The following is an 18,604-nucleotide window of genomic DNA, read 5'->3' as shown; positions in this document are numbered from 1 at the left end:
CGAACGTGCGGTAACGTATGTGCGGATGCAGCCGGAACTGTTGGCGATGCCTACGGATGCCACAAACGGCCCGGCGCGTACAGTGGCAGGGGGGGCAGGGCCACGCCCTTGCGGGCCGCTAGCAACTGCACGCGGGCTTCTTGAGCGCCGCCTCTGCCTCGCTGCCGGCGCGGAAAGGCGACATCTCGCGCAGGCGGGCGATGACACGCGGCAGTTCGCGCACCACGTGGTCCACTTCCTCCACGGTGTTGAAGCGCGAAAGGCTGAAGCGGATGGAGCCGTGCGCGTAGGTGAACGGCACGCCCATGGCCCGCAGCACGTGCGAGGGCTCCAGGCTGCCGGAGGTGCAGGCCGAGCCGGAACTGGCGCATACCCCCAGCTGGTCGAGCAGCAGCAGGATGGCCTCGCCCTCCACGTACTTGAACGAGATGTTGCTGGTGTTGGGCAGGCGGTTGTCCCGGTCGCCGTTGACGATGGCGTCGGGGATGGCGGCCAGCAGGCCCGATTCCAGGCGGTCGCGCAGGGCGCGCACGCGGGTGTTCTCTTCCGCCATGTTGGCGGCGGCCAGGTCGCAGGCCACGCCCAGGCCGATGATGGCGGGCACGTTCTCGGTGCCGCCCCGGCGGCCGCGTTCCTGGTGCCCCCCGCGCAGGAAGGGCCGGAAGGCCGCCCCGCGCCGCACGTACAGCGCGCCGACGCCCTTGGGGGCATGCAGCTTGTGGCCGGACAGCACCAGATAGTCCACGGGCAGTTCGCGCACGTCGATGGCCAGCTTGCCCACGGCCTGCACCGCATCGGTGTGGAAGGGCACGCCGCGCTCCTTGCAGATGGCGGCGGCCTCGGCCACGGGGAAGATGGTGCCCGTCTCGTTGTTGGCGAACATGATGGACACGATGGCCGTGTCCTTGCGGATGGCCTCGCGCAGTTCGTCCAGGTCCATGCGGCCCTTGTCGTCCACGCCCAGCAGGGTCAGTTCGTAACCGTTCTTTTCCAGGTGCTGGGACAGGCTGAGCACGGCGGGGTGCTCCACCCGGGTGGTGATGATGTGTTTCTTCTCGGGCTGGGCGGCCAGCGCGGCGCGGATGGCGGTGTTGTCGCCCTCGGTCCCGCACGAGGTGAACACGATCTCTTCCGGCGCGGCCCCGATGAGCCGGGCCACCTGCTCGCGCGCCTCGCGCACGGCGCGGCCCACCTGCCCCCCGAAGGTGTGCATGGACGAGGGGTTGCCGTACAGTTCGCCGAAATAGGGCAGCATGGCCGCAAGCACGGCCGGATCCACGCGGGTGGTGGCGTTGTTGTCGAAGTACACGGTGTTCACGCTGCCGCCTCCTTGACCACAATGTTCTCGTCCACGTGCTCGCGCAGGGTCTTTTCCACGAAGCCTTCCAGGGTCAGGCGGCTGGAGGGACAGCTGGTGCACATGCCGCGCAGGGCCACGTAGACGGTGGAGCCGTCCATGTCCACCAGTTCGATGTCGCCGCCGTCCTGTTGCAGGCGCGGGCGGATTTCGCCTTCCAGCACCTTCATGACCAGTTGCATGCGCTGCACGTTGGTGAGCTTTTTCGGCGCGGCGGCCAGCGGGGTTTCACACAGCGGGGCCTTGCCCAGTTCCGCGTCCAGCAGCTTCTGGAGTTCGCCCACGCATTCGCCGCAGCCGCCGCCGGCCTTGGTGTAGTGGGTGATTTCCTCCACGGTCTTCAGGTTGTTCTCGCGGATGGCGCGCACGATCTGCTCGTCGGTGACGCCGAAGCACTTGCAGACAAGCTGCCCCTCGTGCGCGTGTTCCACGGCGGGTTCGCCGCGCCAGTTGCGGATGGCGGCCTCCAGCGCTTCCTGCCCCATGACCGAGCAGTGCATCTTTTCCTTGGGCAGGCCGCCCAGAAATTCGGCGATGTCGCGGTTGGTCAGCTTCAGGGCTTCCTCCACCGTCATGCCCTTGATCAGTTCGGTGAGGGCCGAGCTGGAGGCGATGGCGCTGGCGCAGCCGAAGGTCTGGAACTTGGCGTCCACGATGCGGTCGTCTTCTATCTTGAGATAGAGCTTGAGGGCGTCCCCGCAGGCAAGGCTGCCGACCTCGCCGATGGCGTTGGCGTCGTCAAGGGAGCCCACGTTGCGCGGGTTCAGGAAGTGCTCACGCACCTTGTCGGTATACTCCCACATGTTGCTGTTCCTCCGGGGGGCGTTAACGCGAATCGCGCGTCATTATGCGGCATATAACAACGCACGTCCGGCCGGGGAAGGGGCGGAGCGGATTTTTCCGGTCGGGATTGTGCGGCGGAACAGGCGGCGGAGCGGGAAGCGGACGGGAGGGGGCGCGCCGGAGGCGTTGCGGCGCAAGGGGGCGCTACACCACGTTGGCGCCGGAAAGGATCATCACGAAGCGTTTGAAGATGTCGAGGTCGATCTGTTCGCGCATCTCGTTCATCATCAGGCGCAGCACCTGGAAGGCGTTCATGGCCGGGGCGTAGGGGCGGTTGGAGGTCAGGGCGTCGTAGATGTCGGCGATGGTGATGGCCCGCACCGGCAGGGGGATTTCGCCGCCGGCGAGGCCGCAGGGGTAGCCGGAGCCGTCCAGTTTCTCATGGTGGAACAGGATGCAGTTGATGGCGTCCTGCGACAGGGGCATCAGCGTGCACGCGCCCACGCCGAACACCGGGTGGCGGTTGACCTCGATGCGCTCGTCCGGGGTGAGGGTGCCGGGCTTGGCCAGGATGTCCGGGTTCACGAAGGTCTTGCCGATGTCGTGGAGCATGGCCCCCAGGCCGAACTGGACCAGGCTTTCCTCGTCGAAGCCGTAGCTTTGCAGGATGGCCTGCGAATACACGAAGACGTGCAGCGAGTGGGAATAGGTGTGGTAGTCGTGCGCCACCAGCGAGGCCACGGTCTTCAGCGAATTCTCCAGCGTCAGGAAGCTGATGCCTTCGGTGACCAGGGCCAGGATGCGGTCGAAGGTGGCGCGCTTCAGGCTGCGGGGCAGCTTGCGCTCGAACACCTCCTGCACGATTTCGGTGGAGGTGGCGTAGAACAGGCGGGCCCGTTCGGGCAGGGGGATGGTTTCGTCGGAAAGGATGCTGCCCAGGTGCTGTTCGCGGTGTTCGCGGTACAGGGGGTGCTGCGCGCGGTGGACGTAGATGCTCTCCACCCCGTGCGCGCGCAGTTGCAGGCGATGGCGCGGCGTGAACTGCTCGCCTTCGTGGGCGTAGAGGACGAACCCCTTCTCCTGCCTGATGTACACGCCGAAAGAACCCGACATGTCGGGCAGAAGCATCGTGGTGGGCACCGCGAAGAATTCCGAGGGGTCCTGTTGCGCAGCCGATGCCTGTGTCATTTCCAAGAATTTCCTGGATGTTGCAGTGGTGCCGGGCCGTTGAGGACGCACCTCTCCCCTCGCAAGGCATGACGGAAAGCACAAGCATTGTCAACTTTTTCTAGACTTTCTCTTCAGCGGAAGGGGTGGGGGGAAGGAATAGCGTGTCGGCGGGGCCGCCGAAGCGTGCCGGACCGTGCGCTTGCGCTCGCGCGTGGCTGGTCCCGCAGTCCGGCGGCGCCCTCATGCGTCCGGTGGGGCCGGTCAGTCCATCCCGGCGCCGAAGCCGCCGTCCAGCATGGCCCCGGACAGCACCAGCACGAAGCGCCGGAACATCTCCATGTCCAGGGTGGACGCCATTTCCGCGCGCATGCGGTTCAGCACTTCGAAGGCCGAGGTGGCCGCGGGCAGGCCCCCGCGCGTGGAGATGAGCGTGTCGAAGGTGTCGGCCACGGCCAGGGCCCGCACCACGGGCGGAATCTGGTCACCGGAAAGCCCGGTGGGGTACCCGCTGCCGTCCATGCGCTCGTGGTGGAACAGGATGCAGTTGATGGCCTCCTGCGTCAGGGGCACCTGGGCGATGGTGGCCACGCCCTGCGCGGGGTGGGTGCGGTACACCGCCTCCTCGTCCGGGGTCAGGCGTCCGGCCCGCTCGATGACCGTCTTGGGCACGCGGGTCATGCCCACGTCGTGCAGCAGGGTGCCTATGCCCACGCGGATCAGCGCCGCATCGTCCAGCCCCAGGGTCTGCGCCAGGGGCATGGTGTAGATGAACACGTTGATGGAGTGGGTATAGGTCTTGTAGTCGTGCGCGATGAATTCGCCGAGGGCGCGCAGCGAATCGGCGCTGGTCAGGAAGCGGATGGACTGGGTGACGAAGTAGTGCAGCCTGCGGAAGGTTTCGCTGTCCAGCGGCACGGGCATGCGCGCCTCGAAGGCGGCGCGCAGGATTTCGGTGGAGGCCCGGTAGAAGGTGCCCGCCCGTTCCGGCAGGGGAATGGACTCGTCCTGCAGTATGGCGCCCAGGTTTTCTTCCACGTAGCGGGTGTAGTTTTCGCGCTGTTCAAGAAGAACGTACACCTCGCGCACGCCGTTCTCGAACAGGTTGAGCCGGTGCCGCTCGGTAAAGGCTTCGCCTGCGGCGGCATACAACACCAGGGTGTTGCCCTGCCGCAGGTACACGCTGAACGACCCCACGGCCTTGGGAAAGATCATCAGGGGCGATACGGGGAAGAAGCGCGGGTCGCCCGCCGGAGTATGCGAAGGAATTGTTTCTTTCATGGGATGTTACGCAATGGACGTGAAAGCCGTCCGGAAAGGAGTGTGTCGTCGTGCGGCGAACATACCGTTGTCGCGCGGCGAAGGAAAGGGCCTTGCGCATGCGGCCCGAACTTGTGGGCAGCCCCGGGGATTTTCTTGAAAGGCCCCGTCCGCTCGGCTAACGTTTATGCCGGTTGCGCCGATAGGCTGTAACGTGATGCATGCCGCCAAATGCATCCGTTGCGGGCGCACGCAGCAAATGCTCCCGGCGCGGGGCGGCGCCGCCAGACTCCACCGCCATTTTGCCGTGTCCTGTCACACAAGGAGATGCCTCGATGATGCAAGGGTTGCGCATCCGGACACTTATCTTCCTGCTCGCACTGGTTCCCCTGGTCTGTCTGGGCGGTTTCGCCTGGCTCGGTTCGGTGGGCGCGGGCTCCGTCACCCCCGGCGCCATCTGGCTGGCCGGGGGCATCACCGTGGGGTGCGCGGTGGTGCTGGCCATAGTCCTGGCCCTTCTGCTGCACGCCAAGGTGGTCAGGCCCCTGGGCGAGATCACCCGGCGGCTCGACCTCCTGAAGGCCGGGGACCATTCCGTCTGTTTCGCCTGCGACGGCGGCGATGAACTGGTCGAGATGCGCATCGCCCTCGATGGGCTTATCGGCCAGTTGCGCAGAAACCTTTCCTTTGCGCAGGGCGTGCTGAAGGGCATCGACACCCCCTTCGTGGTGGTGGACCCCAAGGAGGTGCTCACCTACACCAACACCAACCTGCTGCACATCCTGGAGCACGACGGCAAGCCGGAGGACTTCCACGGCCAGAACGTGGCCCAGTTCTTCTACGGCGACGCCACCCGGCGCACGGTGCTGCGCGACTGTATCGAGAACGGCACCGTCGCCCGGCGCGAGGTGGACCTGACCGGACGCAAGGGCGGCAAGCGGCGCATCTTCATCAACGCCTCGCCCCTGTACGACATCGAGGGCAAGCTGATGGGCGCGCTGTGCATCTATCAGGACCTTACCGACCTGCGCGCCCGCGAGGCCGAGCTGGAGGCCACCAACCGGCGCATCGCCGACGCGGCCCGCCAGTCGGAGGAAATCTCCGGCGAGGTGGCCCGCACCTCGGCCACCCTGGCCGGGCAGATGCGCAACGCGGGCACCCTCACCGACCGGCAGGCCGGGCGCATCGGCGAGACGGCCGCCGCCATGGACGAAATGAACAGCGCCGTGCTGGCCGTGGCCCGCAGCGCCTCGGACGCCGCCCATCAGGCCACCGACGCCCGCGCCAAGGCGGAAGCCGGGGCGGGCGTGGTGGAAAAGGCCATGGCCGCCATCGACGAGGTGAGCGCCATGGCCGCCCGGCTCAAGGCCGACCTGGGCGCGCTGGGCACCAGGGCCGAGGGCATCGGCCGGGTCATGGAGGTCATCAGCGACATCGCCGACCAGACCAACCTGCTGGCCCTGAACGCGGCCATCGAGGCGGCCCGCGCCGGTGACGCCGGACGCGGTTTCGCCGTGGTGGCCGACGAGGTGCGCAAGCTGGCCGAAAAGACCATGAACGCCACCCGCGAGGTGGGCGAGGCCATCCGGGCCATCCAGGAAGGCACCCGCGATTCGGTGGCGGGCATGGAGGCGGCGGTGCATGCCGTGGAGCGCTCGCGCGGGCTGTCCGCCGAATCGGGCGCGGCCCTGGCCGAAATCGTCACCCTGGTGGTGGCCACCAACGACCAGGTGCACGCCATCGCCACGGCGGCGGAACAGCAGTCGTCCACCAGCGAACACATCAGCAGTTCCGTGGCCGAGGTGCGCGACATCTCGGGCAAGGTCACGTCCGAGGTGGAGCAGGCCGGGCGCGCGGTGAGCGCGCTGGCCGACATGGCCGGGCAGTTGCGGGGGATCATTCATAATATGACAGCATAGGGGCGCAAGCCGCCCCGCCCCGAAAGACAAGGCAACGCGGCCGCCCGTCGGAATACTCCGGCGGGCGGCCTTCGTGTCTGTTCTGTCTGGTGTGGCGCGGGGCTACTTGCCGCCGGGCTTGGGGGCGTCCTTGGGGGCGGCGGGCTTGGCCGGTTCCGGCTTGGAGTCGCCATAGCTCACCGAGGACGCCGGGGCCGTGGGGCCGGGCTTGGCCGGGGCAGCCGCAGCCTTGGCGTCGGCAGGCTTGGCCGGGGCCGGGGTGGCCTTGGCCGCTTCCGCGGGGGCGGAGGTGGGGCAGCCCTTGGCGCAGGGGGCGTCGCCCTTGGGCAGGTCGGCGGAGATGGTCAGCGGGTCTTCCACCACGGCGGGGGCCGCGCTCCATTCCAGTTCCAGCGAGAACTTCTGCTTGTCGCCCTTGCGGCGCGCCTCGATTTCCACGTTCACGCTCTGCGGCGGGGTCAGCACCACCGATTCGCCGCTGCGCTCCACCACGATGCGGCCTTCCTTGAAGCCCTTCAGCAGCGCTTCCAGGTAGGCCACCGCCTCGGCGTAGGCCATCTGCTGTTCGATGCTCACCTTCTGCTTTTCACCGTCCATGGGAATCCTCCATTCGTTGGTAGCGGTTGTGTTCGGTGCGGGCCGCGCGGACGCCCTGCCGGGCTCAGCACAACGAAAGCAGCACCGGATTGAGCAGGCGTTCGTCGATGTACGGGGCCGACTGGCGGCTTACCAGCGGGCAGTCCAGCACGCGGATGCCCAGTTCGGCCAGGCGCTGCAACATGGCCCTGGGAATGCCGCCGGGGTAGCGGCCGCCCTTGGAATCCACCAGCATGAAGTCCAGCACGTCGCGCGGGCTGATGGCGTCCGGCGCGTCGTTGCGCAGGTGGCGCAGCAACCGCTCCACCTGCAACTCAAGGGTGTGGCCCAGCAGTTCCGGGTCGCTGCCGGTGTTGGGCACGAAGACCTTGGGGCAGCGGGTGGCGGCCAGGGCCGCGCCCACGCCCGAGGGCAGCAGGTTGGCGATGACGCTGGAATAGAAGCTGCCCACAGGATAACACACCAGTTCGGCCATGGCGATGAGTTCGCGCACCTTGGCCCGCAGGCGCAGGTCCGCCGGGGCGGTGTCGTCGGGCGACCTGCACAGCCAGATGTCCTCGATGCGCGCGGTGAGCGGCGGCATGCCGTTCTTGCCGGTGAAACGGTGCTGCCCGCCGATGACCCGGCCGTCGGCCAGCTTCACGGCCAGGTGCAGGTCGGCGTTGGCGATGGGCCGCACCACCCCGCGCACCTGCACCAGCTTGGAAAAGATGAAGATCACCGGGTCCAGGTGGCGGCGGTTCTGGAGGTAGCCGGACGCCAGCACGATGTTGCCGAGGCTGGCCCCGCGCGGGTCGAAGCCGCCTTCCTTTTGCAGCCCGGCATGCTCGATGAACGCGCCGATGTGCGAGCGCACGATCTTGCGCAGCGGGTCGGGTATGGCCCGCACAAGGGGGTGCCTGCCCTGGGCCAGCGCGCCGAGGGTATCGGCCAATTCCGCTCGGTCGCCCTCGGCGGGCAGGCGGAAGGCGAACAGCCGGAACACGGCGGGGTTGCCGTGCAGGCTGCGGTCGGCCAGGGCCATCAGCCGGTTGCGCAGGTCCCCCACGGCGGGCATGGCGAAGGCTTGGCGCAGCCGGGCGGAACTGCCGCCGGAATCGAACGGGGTGATCAGGTGCACCGAGTTGTGGGTGTGCCGCGCAAGGTCGGTGGCGGCGTCGCGCAGGGCCGTGCCCCCGCTGAAGAACAGGATGCGCGGCCCAAGGTCCGGCGCGCGGGCGAAGCGTTCCACCTTCACCGGGTCGGGCAGGGTGACCTGCCGGGTCAGCAGCAGCCGGGCCATTCCGCGCCCGGTCCTACAGCCCGCCCGTGGACAGGAAGCGCATGCACGCATCCGCCGCGTCGTCGAAGTCCACCCCGCCGGACAGTTCGATGATGGGGACCCCGGCAAGGGCGCGCGCATACTCCGCAAGGCCGGGGTCCTGGTCCCAGCCGCCGGGGCCGGGCAGGTAGAAGACCCCGGTGGACTTCATGAACGCAGGCAGCAGGTCGGGCCGGTCGTCCGCGCTGTCCATGCGCACCCGCAGCGGTTCGCCGTTGCGCCGCCAGTTCAGGATCACCAGCGCGTCCAGCGGGGCCTGCGGTACGAAGCGCCCCGGTCCGAAGCAGTCGGAGATGATGGCGTCGTACTTGCGCTCCAGGTGCCACAGGGCGTCGGGGGGCAGCGCGGACAGGGTGACGCGTTCCTCTTGGGTCAGCACCGGGGCAAGGTCGGGGTTGGCCAGGATGGTGCCGGGGTTGATGCGCGGCTGCTTGGGAATGCCCAGGCAGCGCGGGGCGGCGACGCCGCTTCCCCGTTCCACCAGCACCCGGTCGTTGCTGACGAAGGTGGTTCCCCGGCTCATCAGCCGCAGCGACAGGGTCGACTTGCCCATGCCCGAAAAGCCCGCCACGGCCAGGCCGCGCCCGGCGTGGGACACGGCGGCGGCGTGGCCCAGCAGGCAGCCCCGGTTCAGCATCAGTTCCAGGTAGCGGTTGTTGATGAAGTTGACCACCTGGTTGTCGTTGGCGATGCACGGCCCCACGGCCACGTTGTCCCCCCCGCCGAAGGCGAAGAGCATGCCCGTCAGCCGCTTGTGCACCATGCGCCCATCCGGCAGGTCCAGGTATTCTTCCTTGACCGTGCGCTTGCCCGCGTCGGGCCGCTTCACGGTGAAGGGCAGCCCCCAGTCGCGGCGCGGGGCCTCGTGCGCGGTGACCCGGATGACGTCCGCCCCGACGGGCACGCCGTGCTCCGGCACGTCCGGCGTCAGGAATCCGCCGAAGTAGCGGGACAGCTTGTGGTGCAGTTCCGGCGCGTTGGTGGCCACGCGCACGTACACGTCGTTGATGCGCAGGGCCAGTTCATGGGTGGCGGGGTACCAGCCGCGCACGTCGGCGGCCAGGGCGGCGCGGGTCAGGTGCGGGGAAAGGGTGCGGGCGGCGGTGGCGCTCATGCGGCGGGCTCCATGGGGGTATCACCTGACAGGCAGTTCCGCACGTGCTCCAGCAGGAGTTGCGCGGCGTCCAGCCCGCTGGTTTCCAGAATGCCCCGGAACCCGCCGAAGGCCGACACCTCGAAGACGTAGGGGCCGGACGCGGTCAGGGCCACGTCCACGCAGGTGAAATCAAGGCCGAACAGCGCCTGCGCCCGCTCGGCCATGGCGATGACCTCGGCCGGGGGCTCGAACGGGGCATATTTGCCGCCGTCGGCCGTGGTAGTGTTCCAGCTGCCGTTGGTGCGGCAGCGGGCATAGGTGGTCAGGTACCTGCCGCCCAGGAACACCACCCCAAGGTCCTGCCCGCCTTCCAGCTCGATGGTCTTCTGGATGTACAGGATGGAATGGTCGGCCTTGTAGGCCGCCACCCTGTCGTGAAGGTCGTGAAGGTCGCGCAGGTCGGGGCCATCCTCCATGACGGTCATGCCCCGCGCCTTGGTGGAGTACAGCGGCTTGAACACCGCGCGGCCGTATTCCCGCACGGCTTCCACGGCGTGGTCCACGTCCTCGGTGATGGTGGTGGGCGGCATGGGTACGCCGCCGGACTGCAAGGTGATGGTGCAACTCAGCCGGTCCAGCACCCGCAGCACCCGCAGCGGGGCCGAGAACATGGGCAGGCCCCGTTCGTTGAGCAGGCGCAGCATTTCCAGCCGGTCCAGCAGGTCCGGCGAGTACCACGCACCGATCTTCTTGATGATCAGCGCGTCCAGCGTGGAAAGGTCGGTGCCTTCGTACAGGCAGCGGCCCGACGGCAGGTCCAGCCGCACCTTGTCCATTTCGATGAGCAGGCGGTGCCCGGTGGCCCTGCCCACGGTGTCGGCCAGCAGTTCCGACGACCAGCCGCCGCTGGTTCCTACGACGCCAATGCGCACGGCGCTTCCTCCCTCATGATGGCGTTGCGGCCGCAGTCCAGCACCTCCACCGGCAGGCGGAAGCTTTCCCACGGGCCGCGATGGGCCACGATGCGCTCCATCAGGTAGTGCGAGCGCAGGTACATGTCCTTGGCGAAATGGTGGTTCAGTTCGAACCGGGTGGATGTGTACAGCGAACGGGCCAGCGCCAGGGCCAGCCGCGCCTGGAAGGTGGCGTCGCCGCGCGCGTCCGCCACCCCGAGGGCGAAGAGCAGGAATTCGCGCATCACCCAGCGGATGCGCCCGCGCAGGGCGGGCTCGAATACCGGCAGCCGGTAGTTGGAGACCAGGAACACCGAAATGTCCTGCACGTAGTCGCAGTCGCGCGAGCGGTGCAGATCGATGAACCGCACCGCCTGCCGGGTGTGGTCGTAGACCAGGTTGTTCACGTTGAAGTCGCCGTGGATGAACACGGTGAACGGCGCGGGCAGGGTCTTTTCGATGGCCTCGCAGCGGTCCATGAGCTGTTCGGTGGACAGGGCGCCCGCGCCGCACAGGCTGACGCCGTCGCGCCGCAGGCCGGGGTGCACCTGCAACACGGACTCCATGCGCGAACGCATCTGGCGCATGTAGTCGGTGGGCACGGGGCCGGGCGCGGCCGTCCTTTCCCATATCGCGTGCAGGGTCTGGAGCAGCACGAACATGGCGTTCTGCAGGATTTCGCCGTCGCCGGTCAGGACGATTTCGTCCAGCGTGCACCCTTGCAGGAATTCCACCAGCAGCGCGGCGGAGTCGTCGTCCTCGTGGTAGCCGAAGATTTCCGGCACCAGGTTGGGGAACAGGGTGGACCAGCGGGCGATGTTGTCCCGCTCCCTGATGATCTTCTTCTTGTTGCCCTGCTTGTAGATGGAGCCGAGGCCACCGGGGCCGCCCCCGCCTTCCGCGTCGCCGGTGGAACTGCGCGCGTTGCGCACCCGCTCCACCCGGCCGATGCGGCAGCCCGAGCGGGTGCCCCAGATGGAACGGAAGTCGATGTCCGACAGCGAATCGCCGAAGCCCGATGTGGATAGCGTTTTCTGCAACGCCTCGAACTGCTTTATCTTTATCTTTTCGCCCAGCACGCTGAAGATCAGCGCCTCGCCCACGTTCAGCAGGCTGTCGCCGATGCGTTCCAGATACCGGAAGATGAAGATGGTGGTGATGCGGTCGTGCACGCTGCGGCCGTCGGACATTTCGGCCAGGGTGCGGTGGAACACCGCCTCGTACAGCCGGTCCAGCTCGTACTCGCTGCGGCAGATGGCCAGGGCGCCGGGCAGGTCTTCCTTTTCCAGCGCGGGGATGATGCGGTTCAGGCTGGCCTCTATCTCGGCGAAGATGGGGTCGTACTCGTCGGCCCGCAGGCGGCCGGGGTCGGAAAGGTGGGCCATCTGCCCCAGGATGTTCACGCAGAAGTCGGCGATGCGCTCCAGGTTCACGGCAATGGTATGGATGGCCCGGATGCGGTGTATCTCGCGCCGGTCCAGCGAGTTGTCCGTGTGGATGCGCGAGAAACACTTGTTCTCGATGATGGTCTTCAGGTTGTCGATGTAGTCGTCGCGCCCGGTGATGCGGTCGAACAGCTCGCGCGTGGGGGTACGCATGAACTCGTGCGTGGCGCGCAACTGGCCCGAAACCTCGAGCACCAGGAACCTGAAGTTTTCGCTCAGCCCTTCGAAGGTGATCATGTGCGGAACATCTTGCCTTTGGGACTGTCCGTTGAAGAAGGCGGGGGCGGCGCTCCGGCCCCGTTCTCATGGAGGGGCGTCAGTTGCTGCTGACGGACAGCGTCCTGTCGGTGGTTTCCACGCGGGGGGCGTCCTTCCATTCCAGCTTCAGGCTGACCTTGCTCGACCCGCCCTTGCGCCGGGCCTTCACTTCCACCTGCAACAGCCCCTGCGGGAACAACTCGATGCGCTCGCCGCCGGAGGACAGCACAAGGTGCTTGCTGCCCACGCCCTCGGTGAGCGCTTCAAGGAAGGCGCGGATGGATTCGCAGTCTTGCAGCGATTCGAAGACGAACTTTTCTTCCGAACTCATGGCTGTCTCCTGTCTCGGATTGGTTATGCCCCGCGCGGGGGGCGGCGGCGTGCCGTACCGGTGAAGGTCGGGTGACGGCGGGGCAGGGCGGGGGTGGGGGACAGGGGTGCGTCGCGTCGCCTGCGGGCCGTTGTCAGCCCGCCAGTCGCGCCCGGTAATCCCTGATGACGCTGGCGCGGCTCACCCCGGTCAGCGAAAGGCGCTTGCGCACGGCGGGGTCGTCCCAGGCCGGTTGCAGGCCCACCTCGCGGGCGGCCTTTTCCGTGTCCTGCCGGTCGCGCGGGCGGGTCTTTTCGCCCAGGTGGCAGTCGTCGCCCATGAACACCAGGATTTCGCGGCGCGAAAGGCCCGGCCCCCGGTTCTTGCGGTTGGCCACGGAGATGAGGAATTCGGTGTACCGGCTGGACTGGGGGTTCCACACCTCGTAGCCGTCCACGTCATATTCGGCGAGCAGGATGGGCCAGAACTGTTCCGGATGCGGAATGACCACGCACCCGCCAAGGCCGTGCGCTTCTTCGATGAACTCCGTGGCCCGGTAGAAGTAGCCGAGCGGAAAGCGCCGCTTCACCTGTTCCTTCACCGCCTTCAGGTAGGCTTGCACCCGGTCGATGAAGGTGTCTTCCCAGTGGCCGCGCAGGCCGTCGATGAAGTTGCGCAGCAGCTTGTTCTTGACCATGTCCTTGGGCAGGTCCGCGCCGTGGGTTTCCAGCAGACGAGAGAACTTGCCGGTCATGGTCCGGGCGAAGGCCAGCACGTCGTCGTCGGCGCCGGTCTCGCGCACGGCGTGCCCGGCCGCGTCGTCGTCGGGCCGCACCACGGCGCGCACGTAGTCGTACAGTTGCGAGGCGCGGTACCTGCGGGTGTGGGCCAGCATGGAGCGCAGGGTGTGCGCCCTGTCGCCCGGAAGGGGGGCGGGCGCGTCCGCGCAGCCGCCGGTCGGGGCGTCGCCGGGCGTGCCGTCGGCCACGCGGCGGCTTTCGAAGTGCAGCAGCAGTTGCACCTTCTGGTTGAAGCCGCTGGAATAGCAGTCCACCTCCACGCCGGTGTAGCCGTCCCAGCTTGTCAGTTCGTTGTGCTGGGTGGGGATGATCAACTCTTCCTCGCGGCCGGGGAACATGGTCTCGATGCGCCGTCGGATGAGCCCCATGGGCACGAATTCCGGGTGCCAGTGGGTGGCCAGCACCTCGCGCTGGGCCTCGTGCACGGCCGGGGGCGTGGTCACCTGTTCCTCCTGCCAGGGGGCCAGTTCGGTGACGACCAGCGAGCGGAACAGGGCGTCCTCCTGCTCGGTGACGTCATCGGAAAGGGCCTGCAACCGGGCTTCGAGGTCTGCGCACCGGCGCGCCGGGGGTTTGACGATCTTCATGGCGGGCGGCCTATTTGTAGCGGTCATGGCACAGGACCATGAGCCGGTAGAGTTCTTCCACGGCGTGGCGGATTTCCGGCGTGACGGGCGGAATGGCGGCCGGGGCAGGGGGGACGCCGGAGGGGGCGGCGGCGGGAGAACCGTCCGTGGGCGCGGCCTCCAGCGCCGCGCGCAGGGCTTCGGTGGCCTGGCGATACGCCCCGTAGTGTTCGTCGCCGTAGCCCGGATATTCCACCATCAGCAGCGAATCGGACAGGAACGACGCGGCGGCCTCGGGCGGGGGCATCGCCCCGGCCTGCACGGCCCGGCGCAACGCCTTGAACGACGAGCGCATCCGCTTCTTCAGCGACTTGTACGAGGGGCGTCCCGGCGACCGGGCCGTTTCGGCGGCATGGGGCGGGATGGCGGCCGCGTCGGGGGTCTTGACCTTGAGCACCACCTCCATCTGGCCGAAGGCGTGCGTGGCGTTGAGCTTGAACTTGCGGAAATCGCCCAGCCCGGCGGCCAGCAGCGGGTCCGTTTCGCCGCCGGTTGCCGCGCCGGACTGCTCCTCGGCATCGGCCCGCTCCAGGGCGTCGGCAATGCGCCGCAGCACGGCGGGCAGTTCCTGCCGGGTGATGGAAAAGGAGGTCTTTCTGCTGCCCATGGTCAGGTACCCCGATGGCGGGCACGGTGCCCCGTTTCTGGCCGCTTCCGCGCCGTGTGACGGTTCCGGAACGTCGTCTTCCGGTCATATACACGCGGGCAAGGCCAGCCTTGATGGCCGGACGGTGGCGGTATCGTTACAATGATATTCCGGACGTTACGTTTGCATGACGGGGGGCTGCCGCCGACACGCCATGCCGCCTTGGCGTTGCGGAACCATGCGGCATGCATGATGGAATGCGGGAACGCCATGCGGCGGCACGCGGGGGCGGGCACGTGCGCATGTTGCAGTGTTCGCTTGCGAGGCACGGGGTTTGCTTCACATTCGGAGATCCGCCAGTGCGGCATGTTCTGCCGTATTACGATATGATGTCGCGGCATGGTGATGCCGCGCGGGCCGATGTTCCGCGGAGGACTTGCATGAACTGTCGCGGCACGGTATGCGGCGGCAGCGGGATGAGGGTTCCGCACAAGACGAACACCCGCGCCGGGCAAGGGGAAACAGGCATCCGCGCGGGATGATGCACCGGAATGGAGGTGGCATGACGGTATTTCGGGGAAGGATGCAGTGGGGTCCGGGCGCCGCGCGGCTGCTTGCGGTGGCCCTCGCATCCCTTCTGCTGGTCGCGGCGCTGTCGGGGTGCGGCCGCAAGGCCGTGGCTCCGGCCCCCGTTGTCGAGGCGCGGAAGGAACACTGCCCCCAGCCGCCCGCCTCGGTGGAGCGGCGGATGTGCCAGCGCGAACGGCTGTGGAACGTGGGCTACGCCCTGCGCGAATCCAACGCCCCGCTGTGCGGCGGGCGCACCGTGCTGGACGACGGCGTGGTGGTGGTCAGCACCGACACGCTGGACGACATGCTTTCGCCGGTGCGCTGGGGCGACCTTGGCGCTTTCGTGGAAATGCGGCGCTGGCGCGACGCCTACGCGCGCGAGTACGGGCTGGATGCGCGCCACCGGGTCATCAGCGTGCTGCGCGGCAGCGGCGGCGAAGAGGCGGGCATCCGCCCCGGCGACGTGCTGGCGGCGGTGAACGGCCAGCCCATGCCCACCGGCAAGCTGGCCGCGCGCACCCTGCGCTGGCAGGTGACCAAGGCCCTGGGCGCGGGCGACACCGTGACCTACACCGTGGACCGGAACGGCCTGCGCATGGACGTGCCGGTGCGCTTCCGCCGGGTGTGCGACACCGTCATGGACGTGGAGGTGCGCGACACCGTGGACGCCTCTTCCACGGGCCAGTCCATCCACGTGACCATCGGCCTGCTGGAGCGCTTTTCCGACGATGCGGACCTGGCCGCCGTGCTGGGCCGCGAAATGGCCAGGCATATCCGCCAGACCGGCCAGACAGGCCAGACGGGGGGCGGCGCGGCGTCGTCGGGAACCGGCAAGCCCGGCGTGCGCGGATACTACGGAATGCCCCCGGCGGGCGGGCTGGTGAAGCCCGAAGCCGCGGAGGCGGACCGCCAGACCGGCGGCCACGACATCGACCGTCTGGCCCTGTTCTGCATGGCCCGCGCGGGGTACGACCACCGCCGGGCCGGACCCATGTTCGAGGCGATGGCGGAACTTCCGCCCTCGCGCCGCTCGGTGCTGCACGGCGAAACCGCCCCGGCTGGCGCCGACGCCCGGGCGCGCTCCGCCCGGCTGGCCCTGGCCGTGGCCGAGATCGACGGCAGGCTGGCGGCGGGGCAGCCGCTTGTGCCGTAGTACGGCGCATGCCCGCATCGAAAACAGGAACGGGGCGGAAACCATGCGGGTTTCCGCCCCGTTTTCGTTCGGGGGGTGAGGACTGTCCGGGGGGCCACCCGGAGGCTGCCCCGGCGGCGCGCTACGCCTTCAGGATGGCCCTGGCGAACTCGTCCTGCACGTCGGTGATGAACGGGATGCCGGTCTCGCGCTCGGTCTCGCGGTTGCCCGAGGCGATGTCCTCGCGGCGGATCTGGTCCAGCGAGAAGCGGCGCGCGCCCGCCATCAGCTGCTGCACGCCCGCGCCCAGCTTGTCCAGCAGGGTCCACATGGCGATGGCCCCGTACGGCAGGTCCTTCATGGCCTCGCGCCCGATCTTGGCCTGCATGTCATGGTACCCGGCGAAGATTTCCGCCGCGGTGGTTCCGTGCTCGGACACGGTCTTGGGCAGCGTGTCCCAGTTGCCGCTGACGCGGGCGCGGTTTTCGGGCTTCAGCACGCCCTCGATGTTGGACCCGAGGAAACCGGGAATCATCATGGCCCGGCCCATGCAGATCATCTTCACGTAGGGCGCGCCAAGGGCCAGCCCCTTGAATATCTGGCTGGGCTTGGCGAAGCCGCCCGCGAAGGACATGTCCACCACCCGGCGGCCGCTGGCGGCCAGCAGGGCCGCGTATTCGGCGGCCTTGGCGTGCAGCAGGATGGACGGCACGCCCCAGGTTTCCATCATGTCCCACGGGCTCATGCCGGTGCCGCCGCCCGCGCCGTCGATGGTCAGCAGGTCCAGTTCGCACTCGGAGGCCAGGCGGATGGACATGGCCAGGGCTTCCATGCCGTAGGCGCCGGTCTTCAGCGAGATGCGGCCGAAGCCCAGCGAGCGCAGGTAGGCCACCTGGGTCATGAAGTTCTCGCGCACCTGCTCGTAGCCGGAAAGGTCGGTGTAGCCCAGGCGGCTGTGCCGGGCGAAGCCCTTCACCGCGCCGCTGCGGTAGCCTTCCTGCACCTCGGGCCGGGTGGGGTCGGGGTCCACCAGGTAGCCGCGCTGGTTCAGGAACTGGGCGTAGTCCAGGCTCTTCACCTCGATCTCGCCGCCGATGTCCTTGGCGCCCTGGCCCCACTTCAGTTCGATGATCACCTTGTCGCCGTACTTGCCCGCCACGTATTCGGCCACGCCGTTGCGGGTGTCCTCCACGTTCAGCTGCACGATGATGGCCCCGTGCCCGTCGTAATAGCGCAGGTAGTTGTCGATGCGGCGTTCCAGTTCGGGGGCCCTGGTGATGCGCCCGTTCTCCAGCACGGCCTCGCGGTCGATGCCCACCACGTTTTCGCCCACCACGATGGGCACGCCACAGATGGCGCAGCCGGTGGCGAAGGCGTCCCAGTACTTGGCGGCCACGAAGGTGGAGCCGAGGGCGCCGGTCATCAGCGGGTAGCGGCAGGTGGTCTTGCTGTGCGCGCCGAAGGAGGCGGCAAGGGAAACATCGGTGAACAGGGCGTCGCCGCTGGCGGCCTTTTCGCCCGCGCCGCAGGCCCCGTAGTTGTAGCCCTGGATGCGCAGCGAATTGTACGATACGCCCACGTGGGTGGTGTTGCCGCTGCCGGCGGTGACGATGCCGAAGTCGCGCGGGTACAGGGTTTCCCGTCCCTTCATGCACGACAGCCAGGTTTCGCACTTGCCCATGCAGTCGGCGCGGCACAGGGTGCACAGGCCGGATTCGGCCGTGTTGCCGCGGTTGGTGGTGCCGAGGACGTCATTGCTCTTGAGCCACTGGGACATGCTTCCTTCCTCCGGGGTGGTCCATGATATGCCAGGTGATGGAAAGCGGGCATACCGCCAGGAACCGGGCAAGGCAACGCGGGCGTGCATGACGGATGACATGCTGTTGCAAGGGTGTTTCCGGATGGTGCATGCACCGGGCGCGGCAAGCCGCACCCGACGCCATGCAACGGCCGCAGTCCGGCATGGCGGATGCGCCGGGAAGGGACGTCCCCCGCGTGCATGGGCATGGTTCGGTGTGGAGCGCCGGTTGCCGTCATCTGTCCGCCATGGAACCGGCAGTGGCGGTACAGCCATGCCGCAGTGGTATGCCCGCGCGTATGGCCGGGCGCAAGCACGGGAATGCATGATTTTTACAATTTCGGCTTGCTACATTTTTGTCGTAAAAAATGTCAGATTTTGACATTTTTATTCCAAAAAATTGGTACGCCGCACAGCTATCCCGGAAATATTCGCTTTCGAACTGCCCTGAATGAGGCGGCGGACGAGGCGACCTTGTAATCCGAATATGTCGAAAATGTAGAAAATCGGAAAAATGGAACGTGGGCCGTCATGACCACCATGGCTGGCCTGTCCGGCGTATCCGGTGAATCCGGTGAATCGGGCGTATCCGGTGAATTGGGCGCAGTTGGCGCGTATGGGAGGAA

The 18,604-nt window shown here is 67.8% G+C and carries 15 protein-coding genes; 2 read left to right on the top strand and 13 right to left on the bottom strand.

Translation table 11 applies throughout. The features are described from left to right. Positions 1 to 118: 118 nt before the first annotated feature. From nifS to ACR4XJ_RS01975, 4 genes are all read right to left on the bottom strand, one after another. Positions 119 to 1,318, bottom strand: a complete 1,200-nt coding sequence (gene nifS / locus ACR4XJ_RS01990; protein WP_434753630.1) for a cysteine desulfurase NifS — start codon at positions 1,316 to 1,318, stop codon at positions 119 to 121. Next, positions 1,315 to 2,160: a Fe-S cluster assembly protein NifU gene (gene nifU, locus ACR4XJ_RS01985; RefSeq protein WP_434753629.1), complete on the bottom strand. Its 846-nt coding sequence runs from the start codon at positions 2,158 to 2,160 to the stop codon at positions 1,315 to 1,317. Before nifU ends, nifS begins: the two co-directional genes overlap by 4 nt. 184 nt (positions 2,161 to 2,344) lie before the next feature. Then, the gene (locus tag ACR4XJ_RS01980; RefSeq protein WP_333506610.1) at positions 2,345 to 3,328 is read right to left on the bottom strand and encodes an HD-GYP domain-containing protein; all 984 of its coding nucleotides are present in this window, start codon (positions 3,326 to 3,328) and stop codon (positions 2,345 to 2,347) included. Positions 3,329 to 3,571: 243 nt separating this feature from the next. Beyond that, a complete protein-coding gene (locus ACR4XJ_RS01975) occupies positions 3,572 to 4,588 on the bottom strand; it encodes an HD-GYP domain-containing protein (RefSeq protein ID WP_333506611.1) in 1,017 nt (338 codons plus the stop codon). A 314-nt stretch (positions 4,589 to 4,902) separates the two neighbouring features. On the opposite strand from ACR4XJ_RS01975, the gene ACR4XJ_RS01970 reads away from it, so the two are divergent. Then, positions 4,903 to 6,486 (top strand): methyl-accepting chemotaxis protein, encoded by a 1,584-nt coding sequence (locus tag ACR4XJ_RS01970; protein WP_434753628.1) that lies wholly within the window; start codon positions 4,903 to 4,905, stop codon positions 6,484 to 6,486. Positions 6,487 to 6,588: 102 nt separating this feature from the next. Here ACR4XJ_RS01970 and ACR4XJ_RS01965 read toward each other — a convergent pair whose 3' ends face one another. The 8 genes from ACR4XJ_RS01965 to ACR4XJ_RS01930 form a co-directional block, all read right to left on the bottom strand. Further along, entirely contained in the window at positions 6,589 to 7,083 is a 495-nt protein-coding gene (locus ACR4XJ_RS01965) for an amphi-Trp domain-containing protein (protein WP_434753627.1), read from the bottom strand. A gap of 64 nt (positions 7,084 to 7,147) precedes the next feature. Then, positions 7,148 to 8,365 carry a GAK system CofD-like protein gene (locus tag ACR4XJ_RS01960; protein ID WP_434753626.1) on the bottom strand — a complete coding sequence of 406 codons (1,218 nt, stop codon included), beginning with the start codon at positions 8,363 to 8,365 and terminating at the stop codon, positions 7,148 to 7,150. 13 nt (positions 8,366 to 8,378) lie between these two features. Further along, complete coding sequence (locus tag ACR4XJ_RS01955; RefSeq protein ID WP_434753625.1) at positions 8,379 to 9,518, bottom strand: HprK-related kinase B; 1,140 nt, start codon at positions 9,516 to 9,518, stop codon at positions 8,379 to 8,381. Further along, positions 9,515 to 10,432, bottom strand: coding sequence for a GAK system ATP-grasp enzyme (locus tag ACR4XJ_RS01950; protein ID WP_434753624.1), 918 nt, complete (start codon positions 10,430 to 10,432; stop codon positions 9,515 to 9,517). The genes ACR4XJ_RS01955 and ACR4XJ_RS01950 overlap by 4 nt, the downstream gene beginning before the upstream one ends. After that, positions 10,414 to 12,135, bottom strand: coding sequence for a PhoU domain-containing protein (locus ACR4XJ_RS01945; RefSeq protein WP_434753623.1), 1,722 nt, complete (start codon positions 12,133 to 12,135; stop codon positions 10,414 to 10,416). The genes ACR4XJ_RS01950 and ACR4XJ_RS01945 overlap by 19 nt, the downstream gene beginning before the upstream one ends. Positions 12,136 to 12,214: 79 nt before the next feature. Further along, positions 12,215 to 12,487, bottom strand: coding sequence for an amphi-Trp domain-containing protein (locus tag ACR4XJ_RS01940; RefSeq protein ID WP_333506618.1), 273 nt, complete (start codon positions 12,485 to 12,487; stop codon positions 12,215 to 12,217). A 133-nt stretch (positions 12,488 to 12,620) separates the two neighbouring features. After that, the gene (locus tag ACR4XJ_RS01935) at positions 12,621 to 13,853 is read right to left on the bottom strand and encodes a hypothetical protein (protein ID WP_434753622.1); all 1,233 of its coding nucleotides are present in this window, start codon (positions 13,851 to 13,853) and stop codon (positions 12,621 to 12,623) included. A gap of 10 nt (positions 13,854 to 13,863) precedes the next feature. After that, positions 13,864 to 14,499: a GAK system XXXCH domain-containing protein gene (locus ACR4XJ_RS01930; RefSeq protein ID WP_434753621.1), complete on the bottom strand. Its 636-nt coding sequence runs from the start codon at positions 14,497 to 14,499 to the stop codon at positions 13,864 to 13,866. Between the two features lie 541 nt (positions 14,500 to 15,040). On the opposite strand from ACR4XJ_RS01930, the gene ACR4XJ_RS01925 reads away from it, so the two are divergent. Then, positions 15,041 to 16,201 (top strand): signal protein PDZ, encoded by a 1,161-nt coding sequence (locus ACR4XJ_RS01925; protein WP_434753620.1) that lies wholly within the window; start codon positions 15,041 to 15,043, stop codon positions 16,199 to 16,201. 121 nt (positions 16,202 to 16,322) lie between these two features. Here ACR4XJ_RS01925 and ACR4XJ_RS01920 read toward each other — a convergent pair whose 3' ends face one another. Then, positions 16,323 to 17,957, bottom strand: a complete 1,635-nt coding sequence (locus ACR4XJ_RS01920; protein ID WP_434753619.1) for a glutamate synthase-related protein — start codon at positions 17,955 to 17,957, stop codon at positions 16,323 to 16,325. Positions 17,958 to 18,604: the final 647 nt, after the last annotated feature.

Origin of the sequence: Nitratidesulfovibrio sp. D1, from assembly GCF_051133415.1 — a bacterium.
Taxonomy (GTDB): domain Bacteria; phylum Desulfobacterota; class Desulfovibrionia; order Desulfovibrionales; family Desulfovibrionaceae; genus Cupidesulfovibrio.
The sequence above is the reverse complement of the archived record's forward strand: the minus strand, read 5'-3'. Positions and strand labels throughout refer to the sequence as shown.